The sequence below is a fragment of the Bradyrhizobium prioriisuperbiae genome (assembly GCF_032397745.1).
Lineage (GTDB): Bacteria > Pseudomonadota > Alphaproteobacteria > Rhizobiales > Xanthobacteraceae > Bradyrhizobium_A > Bradyrhizobium_A prioriisuperbiae.
On sequence record NZ_CP135921.1, the window covers coordinates 5644393 to 5657346 of the forward strand.

The following is a 12954-nucleotide window of genomic DNA, read 5'->3' on the forward strand; positions in this document are numbered from 1 at the left end:
GATCGCCGCGCCAAGAAACGTCGCACCAAGAGAGGAGGGGAGAGCATGCGGTGGCCGTGGTACCAGATAATCAAGGGCCAGCCGGCCGTCTCGCAGGAGTTCAATCATGAACTGACGCGGGCGATCCTGAAGACCGAGTTGCTGCGGATCAAGGCGCTGATCGTCACCACGGCAGTCCTCGGCACTTTCCTCTGGTCGCTGTATTTCATCGCGCCCGAGCAGATCGAGAAGCTGTGGCATGGCAATCTGCGGACCAGCGATCTGGTCATCATTCTCGTTCCTTTCCTGATTTTCGAGCTTATCGTGCATGCCCTCGTCAAGCGGCATATCGCGCAGGATCACGACGTGCCGGTATTTCGGCGCTATGGCAGCGCGGTGATCGAAACCAGCATGCCGACGGCGGCGCTGGCGCTCCATATCAACAGCATGGGATCGGTGGAGGCGCTCGGCTTCGTGGTGCCGCTGACCTATTTCATCTTCATCATTCTTTCGACGCTGCGGCTGGATTTCTGGCTGTCGGCCTTCACCGGCCTGGTCGCGGCGGTCGAGCTGTTCGCCATGGCGATGTGGTATTACCCCGACGGCCCGCCCGACGTTACCTACCATCTGCTGCGCAGCATGATCATTTTTGTCGGCGGCCTGCTTGCGGGCGCGGTCGGCCTGCTGGTTCGCCGCCAGTTCGAAACCAGCATCGCCGCCGTCACCGCGCGCGATCGGGTGACCAACCTGTTCGGACAGCACGTCTCGCCGCAGGTGGTCGAGCGCCTGCTGGCCGAGGGAACGCTGGCGCACAGCGACATCCGCCGCGTTGCCGTGATGTTCGTGGATTTTCGAAGCTTCACCGCGGGCGCGCGCTCGCGCAGCCCGCAGGAAGTGGTCGATCGCCTCGACGGTGCGTTCGCGATACTGGTCGAGATTCTCGATCGCCATGGCGGCATCGTGAACAAGTTTCTCGGCGACGGTTTCCTGGCGCTGTTCGGCGCTCCGTTCGAAACCGAAAACGCCACCCGCCATGCGGTCGATGCGGCGCATGAAATGCTGGCGGCGATGACGCGGATCAATGAAGCGAGCTCATGGCCGCTGCGGATCGGTATCGGCTTGCATTTCGGCGAAGTGGTCGCCGGAAATATCGGCTCGCCGCGCCGCAAGGAATACACCGTGATCGGCGACACCGTAAATCTTGCCGCGCGGATCGAAGGGCTCAACAAGCAGTTCGATTCGCAGTTCCTGGTCTCGGCGGTGGTGCACGAGACGCTCGGAAACTCAGTCGAGGATGCCCGCCCGCTCGGCGAGGTTGCGATCCGCGGCTACGACCGCCCGCTGGCGATCTGGCAACTGGGGTGACGTTGCCGTCGGTAGCCGGGAATCGGCGGCGCCGTTTCCAGACATCACATCACGGGAGCTGACAGGTTTTCGATGGCGACGCCCTCGCGCTCCCTGATGATCTCGGCAATGAACGTGCGGTGGCAGTGTCGGTGGTCGCGCTCGTAGCACAGGATACAGATCGGCCCGGTTGTCCTGATCAGGGTTGCAAGCTCGTCCATCTCCTCCCTGGCCTGCGGCGTTTTCAGATGGGCCTGGTAGATCCTGGTCAGCGTCTTGATGTCGCCGCTGCGGGCGGCCTCGCGGCCGTCCTTGGGTGTGCCGAGTCCGCGCAGATGCAGATAGGCGATGCCGCGGTCGTCGAGACCGGAGGCGAGCTGGTTTTTTGAAAAGCCCGGGCGGCGGGAGGAGGCGACGGCGCGCACGTCGACCAGCAGCTTCACGCCGGTCTGCTGCAACTCGTCGAGCACCGCTTTGGCCGGCGTTTGTTCATAACCGATGGTGAAGAGCTGTTTCGCTTTGAACGTCTTCGCCTTTGCCATCGTTGATGCAACGCTCCCTTGAGGTGGTTATTTCACCCGTTCGATCAGCTCCATCGCGCCGGCCGGCGCGCGGATCTTGCCTTCATGGATCACATAGGCAAACACATCGCGCGGCTGCTTCTTCGGCGCCGTGGTGTCGACCTTGGGCAGGTCGTCCGGCTCGCCGCCCTCGGCCCACAGTTGCAGCCGCGCGGCCCAGGCGTCGAGCGCCTTGGGCGGATAACAGGTCTTGATGTCGTCATTGCCCTTCTGCAGCCGCGCATAAACAAAATCTCCGACCACGTCGGCAATCGCCGGATAAGTCGTGTGTTCAGAGAACACCACCGGGATGCCGAACTGGCGCAACAGCGCGACGAAAGCGGGGGTCTTGAAACTGTCGTGGCGGACCTCGACCACATGGCGCAGCGTCAGGCCGTCGCGCTCGCGCGGCAGCAGCTCCAGGAACTTGCCGAAGTCGGCTTCGTCGAACTTCTTGGTCGGGGCGAACTGCCACAGCACCGGTCCCAGCCGGTCGCGGAGCTCGGTGATGCCCTGGTCGTAAAACCTCTTGATGGAGTCGCCGGCCTCCGCCAGCACCTTGCGATTGGTGGTGAAGCGCGAGGCCTTGAGCGAGAACACGAAACCATCGGGCACTTCGCTGGCCCATTTGCGAAAGGTCTCGGGTTTCTGCGAGCCGTAATAAGTGCCGTTGACCTCGATCGAGGTCAGCTTGCTCGCCGCATAGTTCAGCTCCTTCGCCTGCGGCAGCTTGTCCGGATAGAACACGCCGCGCCAGGGTTCGAAGGTCCAGCCGCCGATGCCGAGCAGGATTCGACCGGTTTTCTTTGCCGCGGTTTTGGGGGTCTTTGTCACGCGCGAACCTCTTTCCTTGCCGCTGTCTTGCCGCCTTGGGTGCGGCGAACAAACTAGGAACACTTTCGGGGCCGAGCAAGCGGAAAATCGCTGGGAAGCACGGGCGAGGCGGGTTGTGCCCATCCCCTTGCAAATCGGATTTCGATCCCCATATGGGTTGGAGCCGGCGGTGTCGATGCTTCCCCCCAAGCTCCATCGCCGAGACGACCACGAGATGATTTGGCTGCGCCGGATGTACGCGCGCCGTGTCGTTCGTGGTCGTTAGCATTTCTGGGCCTCTTTTGAGGCGAATCCCCCGATTTCCGCAAGATTACTTGCCAGATTCCTTGCTCGATTCCTTTCTTGGCACTGCTGGGCGGCGCGGATATAGCTGCCGCCCATGACCCAATCCGTGACCCCGGCCTCGACCCCGGCCAAGATCCACCCCCTGGTGGATGTGCGTTTTTCTGATCCGTCGTCGGACCGTTCCGCTGATTCATCTTGGGCGGTCGAACGCCAGCTGTCCGTGATCGTTCCGACCTTCAACGAACGCGACAACGTCACCAAGCTGTTCCAGAAGCTCGAGGCGACGCTGGCCGGCGTGGCCTGGGAAGTCATCTTTGTCGACGACAACTCGCCGGACGGAACCTGGGACGTGGTCCGCGGGCTGGCCGAACGCGATACCCGCGTCCGCTGCCTGCGCCGGATCGGGCGGAGAGGGCTGTCGGGTGCGTGCATCGAAGGCATCCTGGCCTCGAGCGCGCCCTACGTGGCCGTGATCGATGCCGATCTCCAGCATGATGAAACCCAGCTGCCGAAGATGCTGGCGCTGCTGCAAAGCGATGCCGCCGAGCTCGTCGTCGGCAGCCGGTATGTCGATGGCGGCAGCGCCGAGAGTTTCGGCAGCGGCCGGCTGCGCATCAGTGCGGCGGCGACGCTTTTGGCGAAACGTCTCCTGAACATCAAGATCGCCGATCCGATGAGCGGCTTCTTCATGATTCGGCGCGATCGGTTCGAACAGCTCGCGCCGTCGCTGTCGGTGCAGGGCTTCAAGATCCTGCTCGATATCGTCGCGACCGCGCGCGGGACCCTGCGCACCGTCGAAGTTCCGTTTGTGTTCGGGACGCGGCAGCACGGCGAGAGCAAGCTCGATTCCATGGTCGCGCTGGATTTCCTCGGCCTGGTGCTGGCGAAACTGACGCGTGACCTGGTGTCGCTGCGCTTCCTGCTGTTCGCGCTGGTCGGCTCGTTTGGCCTCGCGGTGCATCTCGTGACCCTCGATATCGCATTCTCGCTGCTGCCGACCTCGTTCGCCGAGGCGCAGACCATCGCCGCCTTTGTCGCCATGACCAGCAATTTCCTGCTGAACAATTTCCTGACCTACCGGGATCAGCGGCTGAAAGGCCTGGCGATCGTTCGCGGCCTGGTGGTGTTTTATCTGGTGTGCGGCGTGGGCCTGCTCGCCAATGTTGGCGTCGCCTTTTCGATCTACAACCAGCAACCGATCTGGTGGCTTGCTGGCGCCGCAGGCGCGCTGATGGGTGTGGTCTGGAACTACGCCGTGTCGAGCCTTTTCGTCTGGCGCAAGCGATGAACCTCGAGCGGCTGGGCAATGCGCGCAATGTGGTGCTGACGGTTCTGGCGCTGGTGCTTCTGCGCCTGATCGTCTCCGCCATCACGCCGCTGACCTTCGACGAGGCCTATTACTGGACCTGGTCGAAACATCTGGCGGGCGGCTACTACGATCATCCGCCGATGGTCGCCGTCGTCATCCGCCTCGGCACGCTGCTGGCCGGCGATACCGAACTGGGCGTGCGGCTGGTGTCGGTGCTGCTGGCGCTGCCGATGAGCTGGGCGGTCTATCGCACAGCGCAGATCCTGTTCGGCAGCGATCGCGTGGCGTCGACTGCGGCGATCTTCCTGAATGTCACGCTGATGGTGGCGGTCGGCACCGTGATCGTGACGCCGGATGCGCCGCTGATGGTCGCCTCCGCCTTTGTGCTCTACAGCCTCGCCAAGGTGCTGGAGACCGGGCGCGGCGTCTGGTGGATCGCCGTCGGTATCGCGGTCGGCATGGCTCTGCTGTCGAAATACACTGCGCTGCTGTTCGGCGTCGGAATCCTGGTGTGGCTGATTGCGGTGCCGCGGCTGCGGCGCTGGCTCATCTCGCCGTGGCCTTATCTCGGCGGCGTTGTCGCTTTCGCCGTGTTCGCGCCGGTGATCCTCTGGAACCAGCAGCACCACTGGGTCTCGTTCATCAAGCAGTTCGGGCGTGCAAGGGTCGACGGACTGACACTGCGGTTCATCGGCGAGGTGATCCCGACCCAGTTCGCGTTCGCGACGCCACTGATTTTTATCCTCGGTGCGATGGGGCTCTACGTGCTGTCGCGCCGCGACGCCGGCGCATGGTCGGCGCGGCTGCTGGTGAGCGTGATGTTCTGGCCGATCATGCTGTATTTCCTGTGGCACTCGCTGCACAGCCGTGTCGAGGGGAACTGGCTGGGACCGGTCTATCCGGCATTCGCGATCGCCGCCGCCGCCGCCGCGCACAGTCCCTCGTGGCGCGGACGTGCGCAGCAAACCGTGGCGTTCTGCCGGCGCTGGGCCAATCCGGTCGGCGTGGTGATGCTGCTGGCCCTGATCGTGCAGGCCAATACAGGTATCCTGACCGGCTACCGGCGCGATGCATCGGTGCGCAGCATCGGTGTCGGCTGGAACGAACTGGCGCGCGAAATTGATGCCGTGCGGGTGCGCACCGGCGCCACCTGCGTACTGGCGCCGGACTACGGCACCACCTCGTGGCTCATCTTCTATCTCGCCAAGTACGCAAAAAATGTCTGCGTGCTGCAGCCCCAGCAACGCATGCGCTGGGTCAACATGCCGGAGCCGGATCCGGCGCTGCTGCAGGGCAAGCTTCTGTTTGTTGATGAAGTCCGTCCCGACGGCCAGGCGAAACTCAAGGCGAATTATTCACGCTTTGAGAAAGTCGCAGAGCTGACGCGCAAACGCGGGCCGCTGACGATCGAAACCTATGAACTCGATCTGCTGGAAGGCGCCAAGGGCGAGGTCATCGACCGGTCGCCGCCTCCTGAACTGCAATAAAACCGAAAGCTGTGCCGGGGGTTAGATATTCGCCCCGGCATCGCCGGCCCGCGGCCCTTGTGCGGTCGCGATCACGCTCGCCATCTGTTCGGGGTTTGCAGCATACAGCCGGTTGCTGGCGTGCAGCAGCGCCATGTCGAGCAACGAGCAAAACACCTCGTCATCTGCCAGCTGGCGTGCTGCGATGCACAGATCGGTCAGGGCTTCCAGTCGCAGATCTACCATTTCTGGGGTATTGGGGCACCGCAGCGCCAGCCGGCTGACGAGTTCCACCGACTGCTTGAGCTCGTCCACGGCTTTGGTCATCTTGTCGGGTGAGACCACCGCGAACAACCGCGGATCGATGACCGGCCTGCCTTTTTCATCGCATCTTGGAGGTTTGCCATGTGAGGAAGTCACCGCATTTCTCCCTGTTTGTTGCTGGACTTTAAACAGGCTAAACCGATTCGGCGTCTGTTGGCCACGTGTCTAAAATAGTGCTGACTAACGGGCGTCACGGGGCAGCGTGACTCAGAACAATTGATCCGACGCCGCCTGGACGGCCTATGCCACAACGACGGCGGGTGGCTGTACCCGCGTACCGACACCGATCCGGTTCATGGCGTTCATCAGCGCGATGACGATGGTCAGGTCGGGCCACTTCCTTGTCCACTGAACAGTCGCGTGCTGCCGAAGGCGCCAGAGCGCGCTTGGACGGTTCTGCACTGAGCGGCATGCCAGGCGAGTATCTCGCGGATAGCAAAAAGCCCGGCATCGCTGCCGGGCTTTTCGTTTTGTCGTAGGGGTGACGGACTTCTTTTAGAAGTCCATGCCGCCCATGCCGCCGCCGCCCGGGGGCATGCCGCCGCCGCCGGCGTTCTTCTTCGGCAGTTCGGCAATCATGGCTTCGGTGGTGATCAGCAGGCCCGCAACCGAGGCTGCGTTCTGGATCGCCGCACGCACCACCTTGGTCGGGTCGATGATGCCCTTGGTGACCAGGTTGACGTATTCGCCGCTCTGGGAGTCGAAGCCGTACGCATACTGCTCCTTCTCGAGGATCTTGCCGACGATCACCGAGCCGTCTTCGCCAGCGTTGATGGCGATCTGGCGGGCCGGAGCGGAGAGTGCCTTGCGGACGATCTCGACGCCGGTCTTCTGGTCGTCGTTCTGGGTCTTGATGCGCTTGAGCTGCTCAGAGGCGCGCAGCAGGGCGACGCCGCCGCCCGGCAGGATGCCTTCCTCGACAGCCGCACGGGTCGCATGCATCGCGTCATCAACGCGATCCTTGCGCTCCTTGACTTCGACTTCGGTCGCGCCGCCGACGCGGATCACCGCGACGCCGCCTGCGAGCTTGGCCAGACGCTCCTGCAGCTTCTCACGGTCGTAGTCCGAGGTGGTTTCCTCGATCTGCGCCTTGATCTGCGACACGCGCGCCTCGATGTCGGCCTTCTTGCCGGCGCCGTTGACGATGGTGGTGTTTTCCTTGTCGATCATCACCTTCTTGGCTTTGCCGAGCATCTGCACGGTGACGTTCTCGAGCTTGATGCCGAGATCTTCCGAGATGGCGGTGCCGCCGGTCAGGATCGCGATGTCCTGCAGCATGGCCTTGCGGCGATCGCCGAAGCCCGGAGCCTTGACGGCAGCGACCTTCAGGCCGCCACGCAGGCGGTTGACGACGAGGGTGGCGAGGGCTTCGCCTTCGACGTCTTCAGCAACGATCACCAGCGGCTTGCCGGTCTGCACCACGGCTTCGAGCAGCGGCAGCAGTTCGTTCAGCGAGGAGAGCTTCTTCTCGTTGATCAGGATGTAGGCATCGTCGAACTCGACGCGCATCTTGTCGGCGTTGGTTACGAAGTAGGGGGAGATGTAGCCGCGGTCGAACTGCATGCCTTCGACGACATCGAGTTCGGTTTCCAGCGACTTGGCTTCCTCGACGGTGATGACACCCTCGTTGCCGACCTTCTTCATGGCGTCGGCGAGGAACTTGCCGATTTCCGCGTCGCCGTTGGCCGAAATGGTGCCGACCTGGGCGATTTCCTCGTTCGAGGTGACCTTCTTGGAGTTCTTGACGAGATCGGCAACGACGGCCTCGACCGCGAGGTCGATGCCGCGCTTCAGATCCATCGGGTTCATGCCGGCGGCGACCGACTTGGCGCCTTCCTTGACGATGGCTGCGGCCAGAACGGTCGCGGTGGTGGTGCCGTCACCGGCCGCGTCGGCCGACTTCGAGGCCACTTCGCGCACCATCTGGGCGCCCATGTTCTCGAACTTGTCGTCGAGCTCGATCTCCTTGGCGACGGTGACGCCGTCCTTGGTGATGCGGGGAGCGCCGAACGACTTGTCGAGCACGACGTTGCGGCCCTTCGGACCGAGCGTCACCCTGACGGCGTTGGCGAGAATCTCGACGCCGCGCAGCATCTTGTCGCGGGCATCGACGCCAAATTTCACTTCTTTAGCTGACATTGTTTGTTTCCCTGGATTTCGTTGACAGACGAGAGGTGGCGCTTACGCGGCCTTCTTGCCGGTGGCGGGCTGGCCTTCCAGCACGCCGAGGATGTCGCTTTCCTTCATGATCAGCACTTCGTTGCCGTCGATCTTGACCTCGGTGCCGGACCACTTGCCGAACAGCACGATATCGCCGACCTTGAGGTCGATCGGGATCAGCTTGCCGGCTTCATCGCGGCCACCCGGGCCCACGGCGACGATCTCGCCCTGAGACGGCTTTTCCTTCGCACTGTCGGGGATGATGATGCCGCCGGAGGTCTTGGTCTCGGCGTCGATGCGCTTGACCACGACACGATCGTGAAGCGGACGGAATTTCATCGCGTTTTCTCCTAAGCCTCTGAGAGGATTTAGTTTTGATGGGGTATTAGCAGTCGCGGTCAATGAGTGCTACCGCGGCTGGTCCGGACATAGTCGGGTCTGTGAGGATGATCAAGGGGATATCGGAAAAATCTGGCACTCGTAAGACACGACTGCCAGTCAACCGGCGGGGTCGTTAACGATCCGGTACCGCGCCCGCCCTGTTAGCAGTTTGCCGTTCCTGCTGCTAATGCATTGAATATCAACACTTTATTCATTTTTTGGGCTTGAGATGCGTTAATGTACTGCGTCAAATTTTCATGTGAGCGCGTCTCGCGCTTGCGGCATGGAGGGTTGGCATGGTTTCGAAACACGCGTCGAACGAATTGGCCGCGAAGGGCCCTGCGTCCGGTGACTTCAAGAAGCAGCTCGCCGGCTACGGGCTAACCACGGCCGAGATCCTGTACCGCCGTCCCGACCGCCGCTGGCTGCTGCAGAGCTACGTCTGGCAGAACTACGACATGTTCCCGAACTTTCCCGCCCTCAGGGACTTTCTGGCGTTCTGGCAGGCGAAGCTGGAGGGACCGCTGTTCTCGGTCACGGTGGCGCATTCGCGGCTGATCAAGCCGGCCGAGATCAGGATGGTCGACGGCATGTTCCGCCTGCACTGAGGGCAGAGCTCCCTCGCGCGAGGCCCGCGTTGTCGCTGCTGGCCGCAGGGACTAATCTCCCGTCATAAAAAACGGGAGAAGCGCCATGGCGAAAGCAAACAAGGCCGCGGGCAAAAAGCCGACAACCAGGAAGGCCGCGAAAAAACCAGTGGTTCGGCGCAAGTCGGCGGCGCGGTCGGCCGCGACCAAACGTTCGCCGCGTGCGGACAAATCCGCATCGCATAAGCCGGTGTCGCGCAAGGCCGCACCGCGCAGACCTGCCGCCAAGGCTGGCACACGCAAGGCCGGCCCACGAAAACCGCAAAGTGCGGTCCGCCCGCCGCAGCGCTTCGTCGTCAGCCATCATCGCGACGAAGATTTCGCCACGGGTTTGCGCGCCTATGCGCAGTACCGCGATCTCGGCATTGCGGCTGCAACTCAGGGCCTCGCGCAGGCGCATGTGATCCGGCTGATCGGTCCCTGCAATCCGGAAGAGGTCTCCAAGCTGCACTATCACGACGTCGAGTTCCAGATGGTCTATGTGCTGAAGGGCTGGGTGAAGGCGCAGTTCGACGGCGAGGGCGTGGTCGAGATGCGCGAGGGCAGCTGCTGGATCCAGCCGCCGCAGATCCGGCACATGATCCTCGACTACGCCGACAACAGTGAACTGCTGGAGATTATCCTGCCGGCGGAGTTCGAGACGGTTGAACTGGCCTAGAGCGTTTTCGAGCGAAGTGGATACCGGTTCGCGTGAAGAAAACGCGTCAAAACAAAAAGCTAGAGCCTCTGTTGTGATTCAACCAGAACGGAAAAGGCTCTAGTGGAGCAGATGAATTCATCGAGCCTGCGGTGGCAGACGCCGCCGGCTCTCATCGCGTGGCCGCAAGCACCGCGTCCTGCGCTGTGCGGGCCGCCAGCGCATAATACACGCCGCCGCCGAGCAGCGCGCCGATCAGCCAGCCCCAGTCGCCGACATTGAAAATCAGCCCGTAGGCGCCGCACAGCGCGAGCCCGATCGAGACTACGCCCGAGATCGCCAGCGCCAGCAGCGCGCGCAGATGCCAGCCGCTCTGGAAATAGAGGCTGCGCTCCGGCGCTATGCTGTAGAGATCCTCCAGCGCCACCGTCTGCCGCTTCACCAGGTAATAGTCGGCGATGATGATGCCGAACATCGGGCCAAGCACCGCGCCGAAGAGGCTGACGAAGATGGTGATCGCCTGCGGGCTGGAGACGAACAGCCACGGGCATACCACCACTGACAGGATCGAGGTGATCAGCCCGCCGAGCCGGAAGCTGATTTTGTCCGGCTTCAGGTTCGCGATGTCGTAGGCCGGCGACACGAAATTGGCGACGATGTTGATGCCCATGGTGGCGACGATGAAGGTGATGGAGCCCAGCGCGACCACCCAGGGATTGCCGATCCGCTCCACAATGTGCACCGGGTCCATGATGGCTTCGCCGAACACTTTGAGCGTGCCGGCGGTGACGATCACAGTGATGATCGCGAACACCAGGAAGTTCAGCGGCAGGCCGAGAAGGTTGCCGAGCTTCATGGAACGCTCGTCCTTGGCGAAGCGGGCGAAGTCGCCGAAGTTCAGCAATAGCGCCGCGAAGTAGGCGACGATCAGCATGGCGGCGTTGGCCATGTGCAGCAGGCTCGATCCTTCCGCCGGCTTGCCCAGTTGCAGCGACAGGCTGGAGAGCCCGCTCTGCGACAGGATCCAGATCGCCAGCGCGAACATCACGACATAAACGGCGGGCCCGCAGAAATCGATGAACTTGCGGATCGTCTCCATGCCGTTGAGGAAGATCACGAGCTGGAAGAACCACATGAACAGGAAACTGAACCAGCCGAGGGTGGAGAGGCCGACAATGCTGTTGTGGGTCAGCGCTTCGGCGCCAGGCGCAAACGTCAGCACCAGCACCTGCACGGCCTTGGAGGCGAAGTAGGTCTGCACGCCATACCAGACGATACCGACCACGCCACGGATGATGGCGGCGAGATTGGCGCCCATCACGCCGAACGACATCCGCGCCACCACCGGATAGGGAATGCCGTATTTCAGCGAGGGGCGGCCGATCAGGTTGATCAGGAAGTAGACGGCGGTAATGCCGACCACCATCGACAGCAGCACTTCCCATCCGGTCAGTCCGAGGAAAAACAGACTGGCCGCGAAGGTGTAGCCGCCGACCGAATGCACGTCCGACATCCACATCGAGAAGATGTCGAAGGTGCCCCAGGTGCGCCCGGCCGGCGCGGTGGGGGCGAGGTCGGTGTTGGTGAGTTCAGGAGCGGCACCGGGAATGTCGAGCACTTGCGGCGCGCCGTGATTGTGTCCGGTCATTGGTTCGCTCCCTGGCACCTTTGTCGGCAGGATGGTCGAGGACGATGACGAAGCCAGTCGTTTTTGTAGCACATCCTATGCCACTCAACCTGAGGTCACTCTACGTCAGCAGACCGACGATCGCTCCCATCACACAGGTGGCCAGGGTGCCGGAGAGGATGGACTTGAGGCCCAACGCGTGGATCTCGTCGCGCCGCTCCGGCGCCATGATGTTGAGCCCGCCGATCATGATGCCGAGGCTGCCGACATTGGCGAAGCCGCACATGGCATAGAGCATGATCAGCCGGGAACGTGGATCGAGCGCGTCGGGCGGCAGCTTCGCGAACTCCACATAGGCGATCAACTCGTTGAGCACGGTCTTGATCCCCATCAGCCGACCTGCGGTCAACGCCTGGTCCCAGGGCAGCCCCAGCAGCCAGCACACCGGCGCCATCACCAGGCCGAGCATGCGCTGCAGCGAGATCGGCGCGCCGCCGACCGCGGGCAGCAGCCCGAGGATGGCATTGGCGAGATAGACCAGCGCCACCAGCACCAGCAGCATGGCGATGATGTTGAGCAGCAGTTCAAGGCCCGATGCCGTGCCCTTGACGATGGCGTCCATGGTGCTGGTCGCCACCGCATCCGGATCATCGAGCTTGCCGCCGGTGCGGCGATGCTCGGTCTCCGGCACCATGATCAGGCTGATCAGAATGGCGGCGGGCGCGCCCAGCACCGAGGCGATCACAAAATGCGCGCCGGAATCCGGGATCAGCGGTGCGAGCAGGGTGGCATAGAGCACCAGCACCGTGCCGGCGATGCCGGCCATGCCGCCGGTCATCACCAGGAACAGTTCGCTGCGGGTGAGCTGGTTCAGATAGGGGCGGATGAACAGCGGCGCTTCGACCATGCCGAGAAAGATGTTGGCCGCCGTCGACAGCCCGACCGCGCCGCCGATGCCGAGCGTGCGTTCCAGCAGCCACGCCAGACCGCGCACGATCGGCGGCAGCACCCGCCAGTAGAACAGCAGCGTGGTCAGCACGCTCATCACCAGCACCACCGGCAGCGCCTGGAAGGCGAGAATGAAGTCGGCCCCGGGAGTCTTGACGTCGAACGGCGCCGGCCCGCCGCCGACATAACCGAACACGAACGACGTGCCGGCCCGCGCCGCTGCCGCAATGGTGCCGACGGCGTCATTGATGGCGGCGAAGACCGAGGCGATGTGCGGCAGCTTGAGCAGGGCGGCTGCGGTGAGCAACGTGACCACGAGCCCGATCGCGGCCTGTTTCCAGTTCACCGCGCGGCGGTTCTCCCCGAGCGCCCAGGCGATCGCCAGCAGCGCGGCGATTCCGAACGCAGATTGCAGCTGCAGCATCGAGTCCTCAGCCCCTCATCTTCGGCTCA

At 63.0% G+C, this 12954-nt stretch carries 12 protein-coding genes; 5 read left to right on the plus strand and 7 right to left on the minus strand.

What is annotated here, in order from left to right; genetic code table 11:
• The first annotated feature begins 45 nt into the window (after positions 1-45).
• Positions 46-1344, plus strand: a complete 1299-nt coding sequence (locus RS897_RS26655) for an adenylate/guanylate cyclase domain-containing protein (RefSeq protein ID WP_315831707.1) — start codon at positions 46-48, stop codon at positions 1342-1344.
• Positions 1345-1388: 44 nt separating this feature from the next.
• On the opposite strand, the gene RS897_RS26660 is transcribed toward RS897_RS26655, so the two are convergent.
• Complete coding sequence (locus tag RS897_RS26660) at positions 1389-1865, minus strand: DUF488 domain-containing protein (RefSeq protein ID WP_315831708.1); 477 nt, start codon at positions 1863-1865, stop codon at positions 1389-1391.
• A 27-nt stretch (positions 1866-1892) separates the two neighbouring features.
• The gene (locus RS897_RS26665; RefSeq protein ID WP_315831709.1) at positions 1893-2717 is read right to left on the minus strand and encodes a DUF72 domain-containing protein; all 825 of its coding nucleotides are present in this window, start codon (positions 2715-2717) and stop codon (positions 1893-1895) included.
• A 379-nt stretch (positions 2718-3096) separates the two neighbouring features.
• On the opposite strand from RS897_RS26665, the gene RS897_RS26670 reads away from it, so the two are divergent.
• Entirely contained in the window at positions 3097-4290 is a 1194-nt protein-coding gene (locus RS897_RS26670) for a glycosyltransferase family 2 protein (RefSeq protein WP_315831710.1), read from the plus strand.
• On the plus strand, positions 4287-5798 hold the full coding sequence (locus RS897_RS26675) for a glycosyltransferase family 39 protein (RefSeq protein ID WP_315831711.1): 1512 nt from the start codon (positions 4287-4289) through the stop codon (positions 5796-5798). The genes RS897_RS26670 and RS897_RS26675 overlap by 4 nt, the downstream gene beginning before the upstream one ends.
• 21 nt (positions 5799-5819) lie before the next feature.
• Here RS897_RS26675 and RS897_RS26680 read toward each other — a convergent pair whose 3' ends face one another.
• From RS897_RS26680 to RS897_RS26690, 3 genes are all read right to left on the minus strand, one after another.
• Complete coding sequence (locus tag RS897_RS26680; RefSeq protein ID WP_315831712.1) at positions 5820-6131, minus strand: hypothetical protein; 312 nt, start codon at positions 6129-6131, stop codon at positions 5820-5822.
• Positions 6132-6596: 465 nt separating this feature from the next.
• Entirely contained in the window at positions 6597-8240 is a 1644-nt protein-coding gene (groL, locus tag RS897_RS26685; RefSeq protein ID WP_315831713.1) for a chaperonin GroEL, read from the minus strand.
• 42 nt (positions 8241-8282) lie between these two features.
• A complete protein-coding gene (locus tag RS897_RS26690; RefSeq protein WP_315831714.1) occupies positions 8283-8600 on the minus strand; it encodes a co-chaperone GroES in 318 nt (105 codons plus the stop codon).
• A 338-nt stretch (positions 8601-8938) separates the two neighbouring features.
• On the opposite strand from RS897_RS26690, the gene RS897_RS26695 reads away from it, so the two are divergent.
• Both RS897_RS26695 and RS897_RS26700 read left to right on the plus strand, forming a co-directional pair.
• Positions 8939-9250: an usg protein gene (locus tag RS897_RS26695; protein ID WP_315831715.1), complete on the plus strand. Its 312-nt coding sequence runs from the start codon at positions 8939-8941 to the stop codon at positions 9248-9250.
• A gap of 85 nt (positions 9251-9335) precedes the next feature.
• Complete coding sequence (locus RS897_RS26700; RefSeq protein ID WP_315831716.1) at positions 9336-9947, plus strand: cupin domain-containing protein; 612 nt, start codon at positions 9336-9338, stop codon at positions 9945-9947.
• Between the two features lie 151 nt (positions 9948-10098).
• Here RS897_RS26700 and RS897_RS26705 read toward each other — a convergent pair whose 3' ends face one another.
• Positions 10099-11574, minus strand: a complete 1476-nt coding sequence (locus RS897_RS26705; RefSeq protein ID WP_315831717.1) for an NCS1 family nucleobase:cation symporter-1 — start codon at positions 11572-11574, stop codon at positions 10099-10101.
• Positions 11575-11674: 100 nt separating this feature from the next.
• Positions 11675-12925 (minus strand): NupC/NupG family nucleoside CNT transporter, encoded by a 1251-nt coding sequence (locus RS897_RS26710; RefSeq protein WP_315831718.1) that lies wholly within the window; start codon positions 12923-12925, stop codon positions 11675-11677.
• Positions 12926-12954 lie beyond the last annotated feature (29 nt).

Coding starts and splice junctions, on each gene's coding strand:
- RS897_RS26655 (WP_315831707.1), top strand. CDS start 46: ATGCGGTGGCCGTGGTACCAGATAATCAAGGGCCAGCCGGCCGTCTCG.
- RS897_RS26660 (WP_315831708.1), bottom strand. CDS start 1,865: ATGGCAAAGGCGAAGACGTTCAAAGCGAAACAGCTCTTCACCATCGGT.
- RS897_RS26670 (WP_315831710.1), top strand. CDS start 3,097: ATGACCCAATCCGTGACCCCGGCCTCGACCCCGGCCAAGATCCACCCC.
- RS897_RS26675 (WP_315831711.1), top strand. CDS start 4,287: ATGAACCTCGAGCGGCTGGGCAATGCGCGCAATGTGGTGCTGACGGTT.
- groL (WP_315831713.1), bottom strand. CDS start 8,240: ATGTCAGCTAAAGAAGTGAAATTTGGCGTCGATGCCCGCGACAAGATG.
- RS897_RS26690 (WP_315831714.1), bottom strand. CDS start 8,600: ATGAAATTCCGTCCGCTTCACGATCGTGTCGTGGTCAAGCGCATCGAC.
- RS897_RS26695 (WP_315831715.1), top strand. CDS start 8,939: ATGGTTTCGAAACACGCGTCGAACGAATTGGCCGCGAAGGGCCCTGCG.
- RS897_RS26700 (WP_315831716.1), top strand. CDS start 9,336: ATGGCGAAAGCAAACAAGGCCGCGGGCAAAAAGCCGACAACCAGGAAG.
- RS897_RS26705 (WP_315831717.1), bottom strand. CDS start 11,574: ATGACCGGACACAATCACGGCGCGCCGCAAGTGCTCGACATTCCCGGT.
- RS897_RS26710 (WP_315831718.1), bottom strand. CDS start 12,925: ATGCTGCAGCTGCAATCTGCGTTCGGAATCGCCGCGCTGCTGGCGATC.